18 protein-coding genes are annotated in these 19,981 nt (G+C 45.9%); 6 read left to right on the top strand and 12 right to left on the bottom strand.

Features of this window, described 5'->3' with window-relative positions; genetic code table 11:
- Positions 1-90: 90 nt before the first annotated feature.
- From JCM15548_RS14100 to JCM15548_RS14130, 8 genes are all read right to left on the bottom strand, one after another.
- Positions 91-3,039 carry an efflux RND transporter permease subunit gene (locus tag JCM15548_RS14100; RefSeq protein WP_062126673.1) on the bottom strand — a complete coding sequence of 983 codons (2,949 nt, stop codon included), beginning with the start codon at positions 3,037-3,039 and terminating at the stop codon, positions 91-93.
- 29 nt (positions 3,040-3,068) lie between these two features.
- Positions 3,069-3,233, bottom strand: a complete 165-nt coding sequence (locus tag JCM15548_RS26740; RefSeq protein ID WP_500778318.1) for a permuted SH3 domain-containing protein — start codon at positions 3,231-3,233, stop codon at positions 3,069-3,071.
- The gene (locus tag JCM15548_RS14105; protein ID WP_162198250.1) at positions 3,161-4,123 is read right to left on the bottom strand and encodes an efflux RND transporter periplasmic adaptor subunit; all 963 of its coding nucleotides are present in this window, start codon (positions 4,121-4,123) and stop codon (positions 3,161-3,163) included. Before JCM15548_RS14105 ends, JCM15548_RS26740 begins: the two co-directional genes overlap by 73 nt.
- Positions 4,124-4,161: 38 nt before the next feature.
- The gene (locus JCM15548_RS14110; RefSeq protein ID WP_157482776.1) at positions 4,162-5,628 is read right to left on the bottom strand and encodes a TolC family protein; all 1,467 of its coding nucleotides are present in this window, start codon (positions 5,626-5,628) and stop codon (positions 4,162-4,164) included.
- A 45-nt stretch (positions 5,629-5,673) separates the two neighbouring features.
- Positions 5,674-6,222, bottom strand: a complete 549-nt coding sequence (locus tag JCM15548_RS14115; RefSeq protein ID WP_062126684.1) for a golvesin C-terminal-like domain-containing protein — start codon at positions 6,220-6,222, stop codon at positions 5,674-5,676.
- Complete coding sequence (locus JCM15548_RS14120; protein WP_062126687.1) at positions 6,219-7,970, bottom strand: M1 aminopeptidase family protein; 1,752 nt, start codon at positions 7,968-7,970, stop codon at positions 6,219-6,221. Before JCM15548_RS14120 ends, JCM15548_RS14115 begins: the two co-directional genes overlap by 4 nt.
- 14 nt (positions 7,971-7,984) lie before the next feature.
- Positions 7,985-9,013, bottom strand: a complete 1,029-nt coding sequence (locus tag JCM15548_RS14125) for an ABC transporter permease (protein ID WP_062126690.1) — start codon at positions 9,011-9,013, stop codon at positions 7,985-7,987.
- Between the two features lie 115 nt (positions 9,014-9,128).
- A complete protein-coding gene (locus JCM15548_RS14130; protein WP_227625845.1) occupies positions 9,129-9,893 on the bottom strand; it encodes an ABC transporter ATP-binding protein in 765 nt (254 codons plus the stop codon).
- A 386-nt stretch (positions 9,894-10,279) separates the two neighbouring features.
- Here JCM15548_RS14130 and JCM15548_RS14135 point away from each other — a divergent pair, with 386 nt between their 5' ends.
- The gene (locus tag JCM15548_RS14135; protein WP_157482778.1) at positions 10,280-10,681 is read left to right on the top strand and encodes a hypothetical protein; all 402 of its coding nucleotides are present in this window, start codon (positions 10,280-10,282) and stop codon (positions 10,679-10,681) included.
- Positions 10,682-10,701: 20 nt separating this feature from the next.
- Here the strand turns inward: JCM15548_RS14135 and JCM15548_RS14140 are convergent, their stop codons facing one another.
- The 4 genes from JCM15548_RS14140 to JCM15548_RS14155 form a co-directional block, all read right to left on the bottom strand.
- Positions 10,702-11,262 carry a helix-turn-helix domain-containing protein gene (locus JCM15548_RS14140; protein ID WP_062126696.1) on the bottom strand — a complete coding sequence of 187 codons (561 nt, stop codon included), beginning with the start codon at positions 11,260-11,262 and terminating at the stop codon, positions 10,702-10,704.
- Between the two features lies 1 nt (position 11,263).
- Positions 11,264-11,602 (bottom strand): type II toxin-antitoxin system HigB family toxin, encoded by a 339-nt coding sequence (locus JCM15548_RS14145; protein ID WP_062126732.1) that lies wholly within the window; start codon positions 11,600-11,602, stop codon positions 11,264-11,266.
- Positions 11,603-11,807: 205 nt separating this feature from the next.
- The gene (locus JCM15548_RS14150; protein WP_062126699.1) at positions 11,808-13,652 is read right to left on the bottom strand and encodes a type VI secretion system baseplate subunit TssF; all 1,845 of its coding nucleotides are present in this window, start codon (positions 13,650-13,652) and stop codon (positions 11,808-11,810) included.
- A 46-nt stretch (positions 13,653-13,698) separates the two neighbouring features.
- Positions 13,699-14,142, bottom strand: a complete 444-nt coding sequence (locus JCM15548_RS14155; RefSeq protein ID WP_062126702.1) for a GPW/gp25 family protein — start codon at positions 14,140-14,142, stop codon at positions 13,699-13,701.
- A gap of 452 nt (positions 14,143-14,594) precedes the next feature.
- Between JCM15548_RS14155 and tssD the strand changes: the two genes are divergently transcribed.
- From tssD to JCM15548_RS14175, 5 genes are all read left to right on the top strand, one after another.
- The gene (gene tssD, locus JCM15548_RS14160) at positions 14,595-14,984 is read left to right on the top strand and encodes a type VI secretion system tube protein TssD (protein ID WP_062126705.1); all 390 of its coding nucleotides are present in this window, start codon (positions 14,595-14,597) and stop codon (positions 14,982-14,984) included.
- Positions 14,985-15,368: 384 nt separating this feature from the next.
- Complete coding sequence (locus tag JCM15548_RS14165) at positions 15,369-15,815, top strand: hypothetical protein (protein WP_062126708.1); 447 nt, start codon at positions 15,369-15,371, stop codon at positions 15,813-15,815.
- 183 nt (positions 15,816-15,998) lie between these two features.
- Entirely contained in the window at positions 15,999-17,381 is a 1,383-nt protein-coding gene (locus tag JCM15548_RS14170; RefSeq protein WP_227625846.1) for a DUF5458 family protein, read from the top strand.
- A gap of 90 nt (positions 17,382-17,471) precedes the next feature.
- On the top strand, positions 17,472-17,993 hold the full coding sequence (locus JCM15548_RS24230; protein ID WP_227625847.1) for a Clp protease N-terminal domain-containing protein: 522 nt from the start codon (positions 17,472-17,474) through the stop codon (positions 17,991-17,993).
- On the top strand, positions 17,986-19,968 hold the full coding sequence (locus tag JCM15548_RS14175; RefSeq protein ID WP_227625848.1) for an AAA family ATPase: 1,983 nt from the start codon (positions 17,986-17,988) through the stop codon (positions 19,966-19,968). Before JCM15548_RS24230 ends, JCM15548_RS14175 begins: the two co-directional genes overlap by 8 nt.
- Positions 19,969-19,981 lie beyond the last annotated feature (13 nt).

A 19,981-nucleotide genomic window follows, 5' to 3' on the forward strand; every position in this document is an offset into this window, starting at 1 on the left:
CGAACAGTTCATAAACCGTTGGAATGACCACGAGCGTGAGGAGCGTTGAGGTAAAGAGTCCGGCAATCACCGCAATGGCGAGTGGCGACCTTAAGGAGCACTTCTTCCAATCGACAGGGCCATCGGAAGCAGGGCCAGCATGGTGGTGAGGGAGGTCATCAGAATGGGGCGGAGACGATCCCGCGCCGCCTGCATAATGGATGCTCTTAGAGGTAGTCCTTCTATTTTATACTGATTGATGGCATCTACCAATATGATGGAATCATTCACGGCTATACCGCCCAGCATCACCACGCCGATGAAGGCCATCACATTAAAGGAGGTGCCCAACAGCCAGAAGGCCAGGATGGTGCCCACTCCGGCCAGGGGGATGGTCAACAGAATGGTAAAGGGATGGATGAGCGACTCAAACTGAGCAGCCATCACCATGTAAACCAATACCACGGAAAGAATGAGCGCAAAAAATAGTTGTGAAAAGGATTCCTTACGCCGTTGTTCATCTCCGGTAACCAGGGCGCTATAACCGACGGGCAGGCCGATGGATGCCACGGAGGCTTCTGCATCCTCTACCACCTGGTCGAAGGGCTTATGACGGGTGACGTCTGCATAGATTTTCCCCACACGGCTTTGGTTGTCGCGCAGTATTTGTCCGGGTTCCCGGCCCACCACCACCTCAGCCAGTTCACTGAGCAGATAGGTCTGGTCGTTCTGAAGTATTTTAAGGGACTGCAGATCGCGAATGGACAGGTCTTCACCGGCGACCTGGATGGCTGTGCGGTCGCCATACTGTTCCAGTGAACCTGCTTCCTGCTCCTGCAAGGCGGCCTGTACCTGTGAGATGATGCCCGGGATATCGAGGCCCAGCATGCCCGCCTTCAGGCAGTCGATGCGGATGTCTATTTCCGGGGCTTCCTCTTCGAAGGAGGTGGACACATTCAGCAGGTCGGGCGACTGTCGCAGCCGTTCTCCGATTTCTGCCGTAAGGGATTGCAATTGGTCCATGTCTGGTCCGCGGACTTCGAGGACAAAGGGGGCGTCGTCATCACCGGCCAGTGCCTGAAGGGCGGGTTCGGTCTGGCTGTATTGTACCTCCAATCCGGGAACACCGGTAAACAGGCTGTCCAGTTGTAGCACCAGCTCTCCGGGTATAAATGCGGCGTCTTCAGAAAAGGCCAGTTTCATGAAGCCTTCATGCTCACTGCGCGTAAAGCTTTGGTCGGAGCCGGCCACGGAGGGACCGGCATGTGAATAGATCCATTTCAGATCTTCGGGGGATAACAATTGCCGGATGGAGCGTTCCATGGAGGCCAGGGTCTCATTGGTGCGCTGCAGGCGCATGCCGGCCGGTAAAGTGATGTTTATTTCCAGCTCATCTGAGGCGGCTACGGGGAGGAAGGAGGAGCCGATCACCGGGAGCAGGGCATAACTGCCGGCCATGAGCAGGAGGGCGAGACCAAGCACCCAGACTTTATGGTTCAATGCCTTCAGCAAGAGGTTCTGATAAAATTCGGATTTCATGGGCTGACGGGTGGTGGGACGGCGCTTGTGCCGGATCAGTTTGGTGCTTAGCAGGGGAACCACCATGAGGGCCACGGCCAGAGAGCAGAAGAGACTGAAGGCCACTGTCCACGCCTGGTCCTTAAAGAATTCTCCGGATATGCCCTGTAAATAGACGATGGGCAGAAAAACCACGACGGTGGTCAGGGTGGAGGCCATAATGGCCCCGCCGACTTCACCTGCTCCTTCAATGGCGGCTTCTTTGACCGGCTTTCCCAATTCGAGGTGCCGGTAGATGTTTTCGAGGACAATGATGGCATTGTCCACCAGCATTCCGGCTCCCAGAGCCAGACCGCCCAGTGTCATTAAATTGAGGGTGAGGTCGTTGAAATACATGAGGCCGAAGGTGGCCACGACCGACAGGGGAATGGCCATGCTGACCACAAGGGTAGCTCCCCAGTTTCTTAGGAAGAGAAACAGCACCACAATGGCGAAAAAGATGCCGAGCAGAGCGCTGTCACTGACTTCAGAAATGGAGGCCTCTATGAATTCGCCCTGATTTTCGACGATGCTCAAATGGACACCGGGATGGTTGCGGGTGAAATCATCGAGGGCATCAAACACGGCACCCACCATTTCTACGGTGTTGTAGCGGTTCTCTTTGTAGATATAGAGTCCGAGACATTCCTGGCCATTCATGCGCACAATGCTGGAAGGCCGGCCTTCCAGCACTTCGATGTAGGCCACGTCCTTCAGGAATACCGGTGAGCCGGCCCGACCGGCGTTTGGGTTACTTCCGGCCATTTTAATGACCAGATCGTCCAGATCAGAGGGACGGGTGATGGCGCTGCTGCCTCTCACCACGAAACGCTGTCCCTTTTCCTCAATGTAACCACCGCTCACATTCTGGTTGAAGCTTTGTATGGTATTGGCCACCTGGGATAAGGTCACGCCATAGGCGAGCAGCTGTTCGGCATTGGTCTGCACCTCCACCACCAGTTCCCGCTCGCCTGCCAGGGCCACATCGGCTACGCCCTCGAGGCGTACCAGTTGGGGACGGAGGACGTTGTGGACCAGCAAGCGCAATTGATTTAGGTTTTTTCCTGAAGAGTCGGACAGCGCCAGCTGAACCACCGGGTCGGCATTGGGATTGTACCTCGAAATGGTCAGCTCTTCTACATCGTTGCGGGTAGCATAGGGTGCCAGTACTTTTTGTAATTCCAAAAAAGCCTGGTCCATTTCATTTTGCCAGGCATAGGAAATGGTGATGCGGGCCTGGCCCGACATGATGTGGGAGCCCACATTGACCACCCCTTTTTGTCGCACGATCAATGCCTCAATGGGCATCACGAGCTGTTTTTCGATTTCGGCAGGCGGTCGTTCGCCGGCATCAATTTCTACGAACAAGCGTGGGTTGTCGATTTCCGGCATGAGGTTGGTGCCCAGACGGGAAAAGGAGATAAAACCCAGCAACAGAACGGCCAGTACCAGCATGGATACGGTGACGGGGTTTTTGATGGAAAAACGGGGTAAACTTCTCATTATTTTTTATTTGCAATGCTTTTCAATGGCTATCTTTTGTCCGCAATCTTAACCTTTGAACCATCCCTGAGTGTCTCAAAACCTTTCACTACGACCTGCTCTCCGGCTTCAATGCCATCCACTATTTCCATGCGGTCCTTGGTTTCCAGTCCCGTTTGTACGATTCGTTTTTTGGCGGTTTCTCCTTCAATGATGTAAACGAAGCGACCCCCCATTTGCGACAGCACACTTCGGGGGGCACCGTTAGTACGCTGTCCTTTTGTTGCACCACAATGTCCGCATTGACAAACATGCCGGGGCGCAGCAACTGGTTATGGTTGGTGACCGACATGCGGCCTTTGAAGGAACGTGTTTCAACGTTTAATACGGGCGATAACTGGGTGACGACGCCCTCTATGGTATCTGAGGAGGCGGCATAATTGGTGATGAGGGCTTCCTGACCGGCGACTACTTTTCCAAAGGCCTGGGCAGGCAGAGTGATGTCCAAAACCAGTTGGTCGAAATCCATGATTCCTACCATTTCCTGCCCCTGCTCAATCTTAACGTCTTGCGAATAATAGGGGAGGGCAGTGATCACTCCGTTGAAGGGGGCTTTGACCGACATTTTATCCAGATTTAGCTGAGCGTTTTCATAGGTTTTGCGGGCGGTGACCAGATTTTTTTCGGCATTGACCAATTCGCGACGGGTCACGCCCCCTTTCTCAAACAAGGCCTGGTGTTTTTCATATTCCTGTTCGGCGATTTCCAGATTGATTCTTTCTCCCTCAATGTTGGTGGTGTTACGGTAAGCCTTGTCTTCCAGTTTTATAACCACCATGCCCTTATCCACCGGGTCGCCCATTTTAAAAGGTTGTCCTGTGGCCGGGTTATTCTGCAGAAGATAAGTCCCGCTCATCTCGTTTTTCAGGGTGACGGATGCCGCCGGCATCAGATCACCGGTAACAGTCACCATTTCTCTGACCGGTCCGGCCGAAACGGTCTGGACCGTGACATCAACGGCCACGTCCATATTGAATCTTGAACTGCGATTCTGGCAGGCAGCCAGGACCATTAAAAATAAAGTGACAACAAGGATTGGTTTCATAATACGATGGTTCATTAAATGATTTTCGGTCGGAGTTCTCAATAATACTGCATTTCAGGGACAACGCTTACGCTTGCTTCATAATCATAGAGGGTCTGTATTTTGAGGTTCAGCAATTCCAGTTTATAGCTGATGCGGGCCCGGATGAGGTCGGTTTTCTTCCCGGTCAGCTGGTTCTGATACAGATTGAGATCCATACTTGTGAGGTCTCCGTTTTTATATTTCTCAAGGTTGATAGCATACGTCAGCTCTGCATTTTCGAGGTTTTTACCGGCGATTTCAATCTGCGTCAGCAGATTGTTCAAATTTCGGTGCAACTGGCGCACCGAGAGGGCGATCCTTATTCGTTCGTCTTCCAGATTTATTTCCCGGATGTGCTGAGCAGCTTCCACAGCTCTCTTGCGTGCTTTTTTCTCGCCCCAGTCCCACAGCGGTATTTCAAGTGAAAAGCCAATGGTTTGATTGCCGGTAGGTTGGTCAAAAACATTGACCAGCTCTTCATCTTGCCCAAACAATCCCACATCCACCCCAATGTTTCCATAAAACTCATTGGTGGCGTTGGTGCGAATCATGTCAAAGCGCCCTGTTTCAATATCAATCTGGCGTTGTCGCAATTCCAGACGGTTACCCGAAGCACGGTCCAGGGCATCGTTCAAATCCACCTGCACCGGATTAACGTTGACTTCGGCCTTCACCTGAAGGTCTTGTTCCAGATCTAAACCCAACAATTGCTTAAAGCGATCTTTAAGGTTGGCCAGTTCCACTTCCCGGTCCTGGTAATTGGACCGGCTGGTCATCCAATCGACTTCGGCCTGGAACAGCTCCTCACGGGCCACCAAACCGGCATCTACTTTGTTCTGCACAATATTCAGGCTTTCTGAGCGGTTTTCAAAATCCTCCCGCGACGTATTGAGGGCCATTTGTGCCTCATAAACCTGATAAAAGGCACTCGATACTGAACGTTCGAGACTGAGATCCTGCAAGGCGTAGTTGATTTCAGCGTTTTCAAGATTGTATTCCAGCTCCTTAAGCTCCAGTTTGGTGCGGTTGTAGGTGAAAATGGGCTGATTCAGTCGCAACGACAGCTGGTTGTTAAACACGGATGTCGGGGGCCCACTAAAAGAACTGGTGCTTTCTGAATCCTGATACGTGAGCCGGTTGGTCAGGGAGATGGTTCCATCGGTCAGCACAATGGGCTGTTGCACGGTGAATGATCCGTAACTGCTCATGCTCTCATAGTTGTACCATTCAGAAAGCGTTTCGTTGTACTGCCGGTTGTTGTGGTATTGAAAGGGGGTCAGACTCAGCCGGAAACTGGATTTAAGAGAGGCGCGTCTGGCAATCAATAATTCCCGGTTCTGTGTCAGGTTTAAGCGGGCTTTTTGAATCTCCGGACTTTCCATCCTGGCGATTTCCAGGGCATTTTTAAGGCTTAAAATTTCCTGTGCATCTGTTAGGGAGATAAAACCCCGGGAAAGGATCAGGAGGATCAATAATCTCATCATTTGCTTAGGATTTAAGTGTATTGTTGATTGGTTTTTGCATGTCGTTTACTTTGTTTTTACCCACTTAACGGCATCGGCAGCCACGTAGGGAAAATCTGTTTTGTCCGATAGTTCCACAGCGGCTTCACCCTGATTGAAAAAATAGTGCCCCAGAGAAACCCAGCCATTCTTTTCCCGGACCGGTGGTGTTTCCACCTCTTCAATGCCATTGGCATGAAGGATTTCGTAATGAAAACCTCCCTTTGAGTTTCTGTGTCTCCATCCCACGTTCATGTGGCGGGGGATATAGACCTGGACTTCATAAATGCCTTCTTCGGGCAACTGACATTGCCACCGGGCAAGGTCATCTCCATTTCCGGCCGCTTTTAAAACAGCCGACTGCAAAAATCCGCCATGATAGTTTTCCCCCAAAGTGGTGGTCCATACCGGTTTCGGATTGTGACTCTCAAAAAAGCTGTAGGCCTGAGCGCGTCCGCGTTCCCGTTTTAACAACCACTCCTTGAGCGTTTTGACCTCTTCGCTGCTGGCTATGGAAAATCCCGGATCTTCATTGTCGATGATGATTTCGTTTTGGGGGAGGGTGCGCTCTTTCACCGAATCGATAAAATGGACCCCCTCTTGTGCAGGGGACCGACCCCCTTGTCGAAATTCCGCAAATCGAATGTTTTAACGGGCGGAATGTTTTGAGCTATCCCGGTGAAGATGGTCAGTTGACGCGGCAGTTGGTCGAAGAGCATATCGATCCGCACTTTGGTGCCGGCCGGTATCAAATGCAATCGTTTGTCCTCATTGCTTTCGCTGTCCATTTTCTGGTACATCCATTGGGAATACGATTGGTTTCGGTTTTCCGACAGGTCCAAAAAGGTCGTTTGCGCATCCAGTATGCCATCTGTGCCCCCCACATTGGACACATCCAGTGACACCAGGTATTGATTTTTTCCGTTTCCGGTCAATTCTGACGTTCGAACCCAACCAAATTCAAAGGCCGGAAGCTGATCCCCCTTCTGAATGTTTTGGTATTTCTCATAGGCGTTGAAGGACACTTGAACATGCCGGAGCCATCCGGACGGGTGGCTGACTTGAAATTTCCGGTCCACAAACGACGCTTTTAGTTCCTCGGTAAAATCACCTGTTGGGGAAAGCGCGGATATTTCTTTAAAGAATTGGATGCCCCTTAACTGTAAAATGCGTGCAATGGTGTCATCGGCCGTGGCTTGTGCCATCCATTGCGACAGGCTTTTCTTTTTAAGCGCCAAAAGGCCCATGTACTGGTCGCGGTTTAAACGCCACACGTCGACTTCTCCTTTACGCGCCTTATTGCGCAGAGCTTCTTCGAGCATGATTTGGAAAACCGGCCATCCTTCTTCCTGTATTTGGTAGGCATGGTGGACATACAGCGGGAAAACCTGAACGCGGTTCCAGCCGCCGGGATTGTTTTTTATTTCCTGTCCCCGATCAATAATTTGCCATCCCGGGAACACAAAGGCATTGCCGGCCAGAGTCACAAACATACGTGCCTGTACCTCCTGCTCATTGGGTTCTTCTCCCTGCTGTTTGGCTTCATCTTCAAATTCCTTGCGGGTTCTGCCCACATTCAAAAACCATTGTCCCCCGCCATATTCGGGCAGCAAAATGAATTCGGGCTGAATATGATCCGTGGCGGTGGTCCAGTTTTGCAGGTAGGTGAAAAAATGGGTGGGTACCTCCATGATTTTTAGTCGCCTGAAGGGATATTCCAGTTTCAGATTTCGTTCGTAATGGCTTTTCAAGTCACGAATGAGTGCCGGAAGGGTATCCCCAATCTGGTCAAAATTATTTTGAAGCAGTAAATTGTGGGTATGCACCCCCAATTGGTATTCTATGCCATCCACCACCAATGAATCGACCGAGTACTCGCCCGACAAAAGGGTTAGGGCATTCAAGGGCTGGTCGTTTTCAAAATAGGTGGTGCCTTCCTGTTGATGGCCCCTTCCCTGCGAAAATACCTGCAAGTTATGGCTGGAGGAAAATTGCAGGGAATAGGAAGTGAAGGCGGCCTGTTGACGGTAGTTGCGCCAGGCCACCACCGGATACCAGCCTGCCTCGCGGGTTAGTAACAGGAAGTCGGACTGGACAAAAGCGTATTCTTTACCGGCCACCAAGGGATCAAAACGGTTGAGCAGCTGTCGGTCCTCTTCACTGACATAGGGATATATGGATGATTGATCGGGTGCGCCCCGATATTTTATCCGACAATGCAAGAGGGAATCACGGTCTCTTGTGAGTCCATCCGTCGCCACCGAGAGCAATCCCAGATGGTGGGTGAACCCGGCCGGATTTTCGTTGACGAAAATCGCCTCCACCTGAAATCCGGCGTTTAAAGCATCCGTATGGAATCACTTTGTTGCGGATGCGCCATTTTTAAAATGGCTTCACATTCGAGCACATCCCCCCGATGATGAATGTTCAGGTGACACGAGTCTATGAGGGATTCCGGCCAAGCAGGCAAGAGGCTTTCCTGTTGCCGAATCTGCTCCCTCAGTTTCTGACCTTTGAAACCGGTTGAAACGGTGGTGTACACCAAAAATACGGCTCCGCTTAGCGCTAAGGCACTAAAAATAACCAGATAAACTGATCGGTGCCGGGTGCCGGGGAGACGCGGAAGGAAAAAGGCCGTCAGCAAAATGCCCAAAATACCCAGTAATACAAAAGTAGCCCGTTGCATGAAGATTTCACGCAAATGACTGAATCCGGAAAAACCGGAATATTGGGCCGGTAAATAAAAGCCCATAAAGTCCCAAACACCCCAATGCTTGTTTTGCAGATAAAACAGCACCGTAGCGCCAAATCCAAGCACCAGTACGAAGGTGACGGCCTGGTTGCGAACCACGACCATCAGTACAAAGGAGAAGCCCAGAATGAACAGGAGAGAGGGCAGGGAATAGACCAGCAAATAAAAGAAGAAAGTGGCAAGGACAAAGGTGGTGTCAGGTGAAAGGAGGGATACCAGCATGGCCAGTAGCATCACAACCATATTGAGCCCGGTGAACACCATTAATGCCCCCCAGGTTTTTCCCAGTACATATTGCAGGTTGGATACCGGACGGGTATAAAACACTTCCGTGGTATCCATTTTCTTCTCGCGTCCCAGAAAATCAGCCGATAAAAAAGAGGCGATAATGACCTGCCCGACCGTGAAAAGAAAAAAGTTCATGTAGGCAATGTTGCCGGGTATATGTCGTCCCGGCCAGGAGCCCGATCCAGCCAGTCCCAACACCCCAAAGAGGTCGAAAAAGATGAGCAGGCTGAGGATGAGTATGGCAAATACCCGGAACAGCCAGCTGCGCCAAAGTATGCGGGCTTCAAAATTCCCTATCCGGGAGATATGGTACCATTGATCGTTCATTTAACCAACATCCCCCTTTCCATAAAACAGACGTAGGCGTGTTCCAGACCGGGTTCTATAATCCGGGCGCCTTGTACTGGTTTTTCCCTGGCAATCAACTCCACCTCATATCCATTCACCGAAGGATGGTGGTAATGACCGGGTATTTCTCTTTGATGGTTTTCAATTCATCAAAACCCACATCGGCGTGCCAGACCATCCCTTTGGCCCGATTCACAAACTCATCCGGGCTTCCCTGATAATGCACTTCCCCCTCATCCAACAAGGCCATGGATCGGCAGGTGCTGGAAATGTCGGCCACAATATGCGTGGACAGGATGATGATGACGCCATTGTTGCTCAGATGACTTAAAATATTCCGGAACCGGATGCGCTCTTCAGGATCAAGTCCGGTGGTCGGCTCATCCACTATAATCAATCTGGGGTTGCCAATCAGCGCCTGAGCAATGCCCAGGCGGCGCTTCATGCCTCCCGACAGTTTATTGGCAAAGCGGTCGCGCACATGAATAAGTCCCACCTGATGCAGCAAACGGTCCACTTCCGCGCGTCTTTCCTTTTTGTTTTTCAGTCCCGCCAGTGAAGCCGCATAATCCAGAAACTCCCAGGACTTTAACTTCGGAAAAAAGCGAAAATCCTGCGGCAGATAACCAATCATTTGCCGGATTTCTTTTCGATGTTTGGAAAGCGAATAGCCATCGACCATCACCTCTCCCGAGCTGGCAGCCTGGAGCGTCACCAATATCCGCATGAGAGTGGATTTGCCGGCCCCATTGGGTCCGAGCAGTCCAAACATACCCTCTCCAATGGTCAGATTGATATCCCGCAAGGCCTGATGACCATTGTCGTATATCTTATATAAATGGTTTATGGTTAGTTCCAAAATACATTCTGAATTAAGGTTAATGTAGCTTTTGGAGATATTTTCTCTAATTGGTGGGGGTGGATTGGCATAAGGGGTGTTTTTAGGGTTTTGACTGGTTAATTTGGTTTAAATGGGCCTGCTTTTGACAATTTGATTCAAATATATTATTTTTTGGTTAAACTTGATGAAGACTTTTGTATTTTTAATGATGCTTCAGTGGCAGATTAATGCAGGTTTCTGAAGAATGCCAAGAGATGATGCCTCGCTTCAAATTCTGGAATCATTTGGACACCCATTCCGGAAACTCGCTTCGTCTTCCTTTACAAAAGTGGGTGCAGGTGGCTATATTGGTAAAATAACAAATAAGATTTTGAATAATGTATCAGAGAGATTACATACTAAGAATGATTGAGATGCTGGCCGAATTAGTAGCTGGTATACTTGGGCTAATCAGAAAAGGCGATTATAAAAGGGCATCTCAATCCATCGATCATGCTTATCAGGATTTATTAAAACAAGATGCTGGATTTTTTGACAAAATCCCCTTGAATCAATTAACTGACAGTCTTGTGCAAGAACATAATTATACAAACGGTCATTTAGAAATATTATCAGAACTGATTTATTCCCAAGCAGAATTGTTTTACGCTCAAAAGAATTATAACAAAAGTCTCGAGTATTATCAGAAATCGCGCTTCTTGCTAGAATTTATCATTAAAGACACCCAATCATTTTCAATAGAAAAACAATCCAGGTTGTCCTATCTTGAAAACAGAATGGCTGAATTGGAAAATGAAGCCCATTGACATGAAAATTAAATCCGGTATCAAGCCTTTTGTAAATCAAAATCCTTTGTTGTCAGCTTAATTTTATTACTTGATAAAGACTCTAAGGTTTTTTTTATATGTGAAGCTCTTTCTGGCTGTATGAATGCAGGGATTAAATCCTCAAATTTTATTTTGAACAATCTGTTGATTACAACTAAATCCTCTTTAGAAAACGGTCGTAGTCCGTTAATCAGCTCCGACATATACCCTTTTCTATGTTCAAGAATTTTCGCCAAGTCATTTTGATTTAATCCGGCACCTTTTAATTTAGCTTTAATCAGTCCTTTCCTTTTTTGATAAAACTCATTTTCAGCTTGTACAATTACTTCGGCTAAATCGCTCTCCCTTATTTGATTATCTGTGATACTGTTTTCATCCGACCAATTCTTTTCTTCATAATCTGAAATCAGTTTGCGCAAATGTTTGCGAACAGCCTCATATGATTTATCTTCTTTTGCTAAAACCCGAAGTCTTAGATATAAGGATGATGCTTTTTCAAGATCAAGTTCACTATTGAGCGAAACAATCTTCTGTATATTTTGTATCGAAAATTTTTCCATTTTAAATTAGTTTTTGAAAACGCAACCATTTTTCAATCGTTGCCTTATTATCTTTAAAGGTTGCAACATACTCATCATGTGAGCCTGTCCAGATAACAGTCGCCTCGTTAGCCTCAAACACTATCAGAATCATTGTACGATGAATATATATATCAAAAAAGAAAAATCCGTCGCTATGGACACAATCGGCATCGTGTCGGACTTCCTTAATCTCAGTCTGTTTTGTCCAATTAGCTTTTTCAATATCAGAAATTAATTGATCAATCGCTTTGATCAATTTTGTATTGCCACGATTCTTGGTTTTAAGTTTTACCAGTTTGTTCTTCCTTAATAATTCCAAAATACTTGTAATTATAACGTAAACATAAGAAATAAGTTCCATTAATTATGAAACTGCTATTCGTTTTTCAAACAAAGGTCTTGATAGACCCGTTTAAATCGATAACTTCATCCAATCAGCATATTGAACATTCATCTCCATGGTCTCTGCCGTATCACCATTACAGTTGTATGCATTACCTAAATTAAGGTAGCAACTATCCTTTCTAGGGGGTCGATATAATGAACAATCTGAAATTGAAATCATCGGGGGCATTGTATTTGAGTCCTGAAATGAGGTTGTATCTGATTTCGTTTTGTTCGTCGAGGTCGGTATGGGGTTTCAGTTTAAGGTAAACGTCAATGGTGCTGATGAGTCCTTCCTGGGGGCCGGATCCGATGTCGTAGCCTTTTTTGACCTCTACTTTTGTAATGAGGTGGCCATATTGGGCCAAACAGTAGGAGGAAATATCCTCGGAAGAGTAAATGGATCCTTTTGAGATGAGGGTGTTTTTAAATAGACGCGTTTTGCTGAGTTCATCAGGTGCGTTTTTGCCCCCCTTCGAGGCCGACAGAAACATGATGTCGGTTTTGTCAATGTCGTCATATCCATTATAGCTCAATGGCTCTGCGGCATTAAGTCCGTTGGCTATGGGACCGTTGGTCAGCCAGAATTTTGCCAATACCAAAATTTGACTGGCTTCTTTATGGTCAATAATCAGGTAATTGGGAACTTCCTCCTTATCGTTGTTCAGGTTTATTTTGTGTTCGAGATGGTTGATTTGCTTTATCAGACTGTTCGTGTTTTGATCCAGTGTATCTCTTTCAACATTGGTGAAAGCGACGCTTTCATCACGCAATAAATCCAGCAGACGTATCAAAAATTGTCGGGCATCGGTGCTGTTGAATCTTTCTGCTCCTCCGCGACGAATGGCATAGGTGCCATTAATTGATTCATGAAAGTTTTTGGCGTGTTCTTCGAAATATATTTTGCCTCTTTCATCCGAAACCATTTCGATGGTTAGAAAAGCTTCATTTTTATATTTGGGTAATGGTAGAATGGTGTTGAATGGATCGATTTGATGTTCGGTTTCATGGAGGTATTTATTGGCTGTAGGAACAGCGTTGCAGCTCACGAAGACTTCACTGATCTCCTTATTGGTATAGTAGGGTGGAAATTCAACTTTTATCCAGATGAGGGGTTTTTGAATCACCTCATTTATTTCCTTTGAGTACATGTCTGCCACTTCAGCCGGAAGGATGGACTGGTTGTTTTTGGTGTTGTCAATGGGTTGATGGATCGTAATGTAGCGTTGATTGTACAGGGCTGTGATGTCTTTATCAATTTTTGACAGGATGTCATAGTTGTCCAAAAATGCCCGGTCGGCATTTTTGTTTCCGGGTTTTGTTTGATATATGCCGGCTTCCGTCGTGAGTGGTTCTCCCTTGAGCGACCATTTGGTGTAGGGAAGGAGGTGGAAGTAGTTTTCTTTGTTTTCGATATATGGAAAATCGAAATAAAAGGAGAGGTGGTTGATGGAGGCGACTTCCTTGGCGATGTTTAACCCAATCCAGATACTGTTGTTGAAAAGTGGCAGCTTTTGATGGGGACGTGCTATTTTGTCTTTCATCATTTTGGCATTGAGTGCATATAGGTCTCCGTCTGCAATAAAATACCCGACTTTTGCCTGAACGAGTCTGGTGTTGACAACCGGAGAAAAAACCAACCTTTTTAACCCATGCTTTTGCATGAAGGCCGGGTTCTTGTAGTGAAATTCGGTTTTGCCGTCTATGGGTGTTTCATTGCCTGTGGAGGTGGCATGAACAATGGCATGAGCAGGCATGGCAGTAGCCATGGCTGTGGGGGTTAACTCGTTGGCCATTTTGCTTAGCAGGCGTCCTTCCATATCCTGCATTTCTCCTGATAGCCCAAAAACCTCACTGGCCAGAGATTCGATCATGAGTTTCACAATAGGGTCAAGATTGTCGACATCTCTGATGTCCCAAAGAGCTGCAGCCCTTTTATACATTCTGTTTTTAATGTTTTCTTTGGTATAGCCGTATTGATTCATAGGGGGGATGGTTTGAGTTGGGTTAAAATTTATTAAGTGAATATTTTTAATCGGAGGCCAGGGGGCCCATAAACAGGGAATATTTGAATCCGCAGTTCTGACCGGTCTCTCCAATATTTCCCAGGATAATTACATCGACCTTTTTGCGGATGGTAGTTGTTTGAGAAATACCGTCTTCCCATTGCACATCGCGCATCATTATTTTTATCTTTAAATTGGTTAAACGCTTTTCGTTCTCCTTTACCGCCTGTTCAATATGTACCGAAAAGTCTTCTTCCCATTTGCTTTTTGAAAGCACACGTTCAAAATCCATTTCCCATATTTTGCAGCCAAAGTCGGTATTGAAGCCGTGTTCTCCCGGACAAGTTGTAAGAATCAACTCAATGTTTTGGTCTATGGATTCCAACAATGAGCAATGCGCTAACTGGGTATTGTTGTCCTCGAAAAAGGACTTTAGCTTCAAGGGGGTTTTGTAATAGGTGGTATGCATTTACTTAGGGTATTTAAGGTTGTATTTATTTGGGGCAAAAGTTTTGATGCCGTTTGGCTTGATTTTTTAAAGAATTTGAAGGAAAGTATAGGGGATATTAATCCCGCCGATTCACCAGTCTGGTGGGGAAATTCCTCCTTCTTATGCTTTTAAAAAATGTTTACTGTTTTACATAATTTTATTTGAGTTTATAAATATTTGTCTTCATTTTTTTGAACTATTCTGTACAAAGTTAAATAAAAATTTTCATTCCTATGAATATTATCACTAATTTTGACCTGAATTTGAAAATAGACATCCGTTTTTTTATGGCAATACTTTCTGTTATTGTTAATAAATAATGATTATGATAATAAATGTGGTTGAATGCAGGGTGTCTGTTGGTATTTGTTTTGTATTACCAGGCCTACGTAATAATTTCAATTGTATGTTTAATTTAAAATTTAGAATTTATGGCTTTTAGAGCATCATTGCAGCTAGCCGGCAAAGAGTATGACGTGCTGGATTGCGACTACAAATTAGAAAGAGATGTGGATACCAAGGGACGTCCAGCCTCCAATGTTTATGGTGGAAAAATCCGTGTTAAGGTTGAGTCAACCGAGGATACATCCATACTTGAGCAGATGGTTAATCAATTCAAGCCCATTTCGGGCAGCATCGTTTTCAAGAAGGGCGATGAAGAAGCCAAGATGAAGGAATTGATTTGGGAAAATGGTTACATCGTTGAATTTGATGAATCCATTGATATTGTCGGGTCACGTCCCATGACCACCTCATTTACTGTGTCTGCCCAGGTACTGAAGATGGGTGGTGCTCAGTTTGAGCAAAATTGGCCGAAGTAATATTTGGCACTTGCGCGTTATCCATTGTATGCGGATACTTTTTGGTGGCGCTGACAAGAATGACAGTTTTTCGCTGTTGATTTTTTAGCAGGGAGGCTGTCTCCATCATTTTAATGCGTTATTTGTTGGTTTCTTTAGATGCTGATTTATTTCGCAGAGCTCAAAAAACCTTGATCTTTAACCCGGTGCGATGAAATTAATGCCTTCCAAAACAAGGTGTGGTTGATTGGCATGTCACTTATTGATGGCTCTATGCTTTTTGTAATTGTAAGGATTAAATAAGGTGATTTGGATTCTCTTTGTACAGAATAATCTGTTGGGGCAGCTCCTATTTTAATTAACCCTTTTCAATCTGACTTTTGATTGAAATATAAAACCTTTATTATGGGAATCCTGGATTACGAAATTGGTGGCAATGAAGTAAAAATTGATGCTGCCGAAGGAATTGCTGATATTCCTGAAAACCGAACACTACTTGTTGAAAAATTAACGGCAGACGATCCCGTCAACCCCGAGTCCGTTGATAAATTGAATACCATTGAAGATGTTTTTGCTCATTTCAAGCCAAATGTTAATGTGGAGTTTGAAGATGAAAGCGGTCAAACGGTTAAGGAGAACTTTAAGTTTGGAAATGTAGGTGATTTTGGTGTGAAAAACATGACCGGCCAAAGCCAGTTTCTGAGATCGCTCAACCAGCAAAAGGATTTCTACGAATCATTGGTCAAGCAATTACGGACCAATAAAGTTTTGCAAAAAGCACTGGAAGATCCTGTTTCTAAAAATGCTTTCATTCAAGCCTTGACAGAGCTTCGAAAGGAATTAGGCCAATAAACTTCATTTTATTTCTTGTGCGTTTATATATAATAATATTTTAATATGTTAGTCAGAACTTTCGATAGGTCTTCAAACATATAAATGCATAATTATGCATTTGTTTGCATGGGGGAAGTAGTGTTTCTTTTCGGACAGGATAAATATTAAATAAAATAGAATATGACTTAAATAATTTTGACTATGGCAAGCGAAAAAATTCAACAAGCAGAAAACAATCAAACACCTGAGGTGATGGTCGCAGATGCACCCAAGCCCAATCAGGATATTTTAACCGAATCGATACATGAACTTTCCCGTTTTGGGGGATTTAATTTCCTGGAATCTTCGGTGGATGGCATACAAAATCTTAATCCGGAGCGAAAAGCCCGGAAGAAAATCTTTTTAACCGATGAGCAAAAAGCATCGGAAAGAGATCATCTAAAAAATAATATTGATTTGTGGATTGAATTGCTCAGCAATTCCAATTCTGTTACTGAAATGCTGGAAACCTCAAAAACCAAAGGAGCCTCGGTCACAGGGAAGCTGCAGGAGAACCAGTTGAAGGCCATTAATTCAGTTCGCGATCTTGAAAAATCGTATCGTGCGGTGATGTTGTTCTACAAAAACACCGAACTTGATAAACTTTCCAATTTAACCATTGTAAATGCAGCTCCCGAGCAAATAACAGATTTGGACAATTCCCGATTTATTGATTTTGTGGCTGCTGAATTGAAGCAGAATTTTGACAAACTGGATTTGCGAATGAATTACTCCATTTTGGCCATCCCAGGGTATATGGGCTCTAATAAGGTAGTGGAAAAATGGTCGAAAATTGCCCATGACAACAAGGTCATGTTGTTCACTGATTTCGCGGATCTGGACAAACCGGATGATGTGGTGGAAATGTTCTTTTTGTCCAACCTGGCAGGAGGGGATACCTTTAAAAGTAACACCACCATGGCCTGCAACTGGCTCATTGGCAGAGGTGCTTATAAAGAGCTTGGAGAAGAGGATGATTTGCGTGTTTCACCTTCTGCAGCCCTGGCCGGAAAGGTGCATAAAACATTGATGTCGCAGGTAACGGCAGGTAAAAAGTATGGCGGTATCAACGAAGTGGATGGCGTGGTTTTCCAGCTAAAGAAGAGTGAAATATCTCAGCTGGAGAAGATGGGCCTCATCCCCATGGTCAATGAGTACGGTAAAGTAATGGCCTTTTCAGCCAAAACATTGTTTAACGGGGATAATTTGGGCCTGCAGACTTATTCTGTGGTGCGCGTTTTTGACTACATCACCAAAGTGTTGTTCGATTTTTTAAACCGCCGGTCTTTTGAGAATTGGAGTACCAAAACCGAACGCGATCTTCGTTTGCAAATTGTTAAGTTTTTGGATGGGGTGCAGGGACCGGATCGCTTAATTGAGAAGTTTAAAATTCTTCGCTTTGAGCAGGATCCGAATCAAAAGGACCGCATCTTTTTGGACATCCATTTAACCCCTTATTTTCCGGCCAAAAGTTTTGTGATCAAACTGGATGGCATAAAAGGGGATGATGGTGCTACCTGGAACAGCGACTACGAGCAGGGTTAATGATGTATACTATTCAAATGCCAATAGCTGATGCCTGAAACCGGTCATCAGCTATTGGCATCTTAATGACTTTCTATTAAAAACTACATAATGGATTTTCTTAATCTTAATGAATCTGTTAAAACAGCCATCCGCATTGCTCAGGGGATTTCGCGTGAGTATGGAAATGGCTGTTACACGCCGGCTCATTTACTGAAAGCTTTGTTGCACAAAGAGATTGGGATGCACGGATTTATTCGAAATTTGGATAAGGATCTGGAGTATCTGGAGGAATGGGCTGAGGTAAGAATGGATGAGGTGCCCAAGGCGGGGGTGTCGGCCGAGATTGTTGCTTCGCCCGAAATTGCTGTTGTGTTTGAAGAGTCTGATAACGTCCGGTTAAAACTAGGCTTGTTAGAGGTCAACCCCATTTGTGTGCTGGCGGCTCTTTCAAAACCAGGGATTGGTTTTGAAGCCAGTCACCTCAAAAGTTTTCCCATACGGGAGAATGAAATACATGAGTTGTACTTTTCGGCCAGGGAAACCAGGCAATCGGTAGCTTCTCAAGGAATGGAGGATGGCATGATGGGCAGTGGGGCCCATGACTTCCTTGCTCAAATACTGCATGGATAAAACGGCTTTGGCCAGCGAGGGCCACATTGGGGCCATCGTGGGACGTGACAGTGAAAGCCGAATGATGATTGAAATACTTGGTCGCCACAGTCGCCCCAATGTTCTCATAACGGGTGATTCCGGCGTTGGAAAAACCGCTCTGGTGGATGGTCTGGCCTTTGATATTGTTCATCAAAATGTACCTTCCTATCTCGAAGGAGCTGTTATTTTTGAGCTGGATACAGGCTCATTGGTGGCGGGTGCCACTTATAAAGGGGAAATTGAAGACCGACTGAAAGGCATTATTAAGGAGATACGCCGCGTAAACAGGGCCATCCTTTTTATTGATGACATACATACCTTATTGGATGTAAAACAAGGCAACAGTGGTGCAGGAGGCATACTTAAACCGGAACTTTCACGTGGCGATTTAACGGTAATTGGTGCGACTTCGGTGGACGAGTACCGGAAGATAATTGAGCCCGACCAGGCTTTCAACAGGCGCTTTGAGGTGCTGGCCCTTCAGGAACCGACGGTGGATGTGGCTGCTGGTATGGTCGCTTCGGTCATTGGCAGGTATTCTGATTTTCATGGGTTAAAAGTAGACCATGCGTCGGTGATAGAAGGCATTCGGTTGGCCAAGCGCTATGTGAAGGACCGAAAGCTACCGGATGCAGCCATTGATTTATTGGACCGCACCATGTCGGCCGTGAAAATGATCAATGAAACCGCTGTTGGTGATGTGGCTGAATTGACAGGCAGGTTGGCCGAATTGGAGGGTAGTTTCGATAAGGCAGAGGAGGAGCTGGTCAATGAACTTCGCCTATTGCACCTTTCGTTGCAAAGCAAGTTGAGTCCGGTTCTGTTGGGGGTTATTATCAGCGAAACGGATACGAAAGAGATAGATAGCAGCGAGGCCTGGTTCAAGTATCTGAACCAGGCTCTGGACACCCTGCGTCTTTTTACAGGGGAGAAAATTTCTAAGGTGACGACGCATGAAATGGCGGCCATTATTTCGAATAAAACAGGTATTCCCATAGGGAAAATTCAATCGGGAGAGAAGGAGCGCTTGTTGAATATGGAAGAATTACTCAGGCGCCGGGTTGTGGGACAGGATACGGCTTTAAAGTCTCTGGTTGATGCCATCCTTGAATCGCGCAGCGGGATGAACAAGCCCGGTCAGCCCATTGGTTCATTTTTTCTTTTAGGACCAACCGGTACCGGAAAAACGGAGTTGGCCAAGGCTTTGGCCGAAGCACTGTTCAACGATGAGAAAGCGATGATTCGTTTTGATATGTCTGAGTTTAAGGAAGAACACTCAGCCGCCTTGTTATACGGGGCCCCCCCCGGATATGTAGGCTATGAGGAAGGGGGTATGCTGGTTAATAAAATCCGTCAACAGCCTTATGCCGTTGTGCTCTTCGACGAAATTGAAAAAGCGCACAGTTCTGTCTATGATATTTTTTTGCAGGTTATGGACGAAGGGAAATTGCACGACCGTCTGGGAAAAGAAGGAGATTTTTCGAATGCGATTATACTTTTTACATCCAATGTTGGCAGTCAATGGTTACTCAAACAAAAAGAGGAGGGAAAAAATCCGACCACCATCCAAATGATGGATGTGATGGGGGAATACTTCCGTCCCGAGTTTCTGGCCCGCTTGTCCGAAATTGTTCCTTTTTATCCGATAACGGAAGCGGTTTTGATGAAAATATTTGATATTCAGCTGAAGGGTGTTTCGGAATTGCTTCAGCGTCAGGGGATAGAATTGAAAATGTCAGAGGATGCCCGAAAAATGCTGGCCAATAAGGGGTTTACGCCCAAGTATGGTGCCCGACAAGTGGCGGGGGTTATTCGTAACTACATCAGGCGGCCCATTTCACGTTTTTTGATTGGCGGTCAACTGAAGCGTGGGGGTTGTCTTTACGTGGATGTAGATGCTACAGGTGAACTGCATTGGGATGTCAAAGTGGAAGAGGCGGTGGTCGCGAACTAGATTAAAGGAAGGA

The sequence above is a fragment of the Geofilum rubicundum JCM 15548 genome (assembly GCF_000974365.1).
Lineage (GTDB): Bacteria > Bacteroidota > Bacteroidia > Bacteroidales > Marinilabiliaceae > Geofilum > Geofilum rubicundum.

What these genes read in the sequence shown, in the direction of transcription:
- JCM15548_RS14100 (WP_062126673.1), bottom strand. Translation starts at nt 3,039, where the DNA reads ATGAGAAGTTTACCCCGTTTTTCCATCAAAAACCCCGTCACCGTATCC.
- JCM15548_RS14105 (WP_162198250.1), bottom strand. Translation starts at nt 4,123, where the DNA reads ATGAAACCAATCCTTGTTGTCACTTTATTTTTAATGGTCCTGGCTGCC.
- JCM15548_RS14110 (WP_157482776.1), bottom strand. Translation starts at nt 5,628, where the DNA reads ATGATGAGATTATTGATCCTCCTGATCCTTTCCCGGGGTTTTATCTCC.
- JCM15548_RS14125 (WP_062126690.1), bottom strand. Translation starts at nt 9,013, where the DNA reads ATGAACGATCAATGGTACCATATCTCCCGGATAGGGAATTTTGAAGCC.
- JCM15548_RS14135 (WP_157482778.1), top strand. Translation starts at nt 10,280, where the DNA reads ATGATTGAGATGCTGGCCGAATTAGTAGCTGGTATACTTGGGCTAATC.
- JCM15548_RS14140 (WP_062126696.1), bottom strand. Translation starts at nt 11,262, where the DNA reads ATGGAAAAATTTTCGATACAAAATATACAGAAGATTGTTTCGCTCAAT.
- JCM15548_RS14150 (WP_062126699.1), bottom strand. Translation starts at nt 13,652, where the DNA reads ATGAATCAATACGGCTATACCAAAGAAAACATTAAAAACAGAATGTAT.
- JCM15548_RS14155 (WP_062126702.1), bottom strand. Translation starts at nt 14,142, where the DNA reads ATGCATACCACCTATTACAAAACCCCCTTGAAGCTAAAGTCCTTTTTC.
- tssD (WP_062126705.1), top strand. Translation starts at nt 14,595, where the DNA reads ATGGCTTTTAGAGCATCATTGCAGCTAGCCGGCAAAGAGTATGACGTG.
- JCM15548_RS14165 (WP_062126708.1), top strand. Translation starts at nt 15,369, where the DNA reads ATGGGAATCCTGGATTACGAAATTGGTGGCAATGAAGTAAAAATTGAT.
- JCM15548_RS14170 (WP_227625846.1), top strand. Translation starts at nt 15,999, where the DNA reads ATGGCAAGCGAAAAAATTCAACAAGCAGAAAACAATCAAACACCTGAG.
- JCM15548_RS24230 (WP_227625847.1), top strand. Translation starts at nt 17,472, where the DNA reads ATGGATTTTCTTAATCTTAATGAATCTGTTAAAACAGCCATCCGCATT.
- JCM15548_RS14175 (WP_227625848.1), top strand. Translation starts at nt 17,986, where the DNA reads ATGGATAAAACGGCTTTGGCCAGCGAGGGCCACATTGGGGCCATCGTG.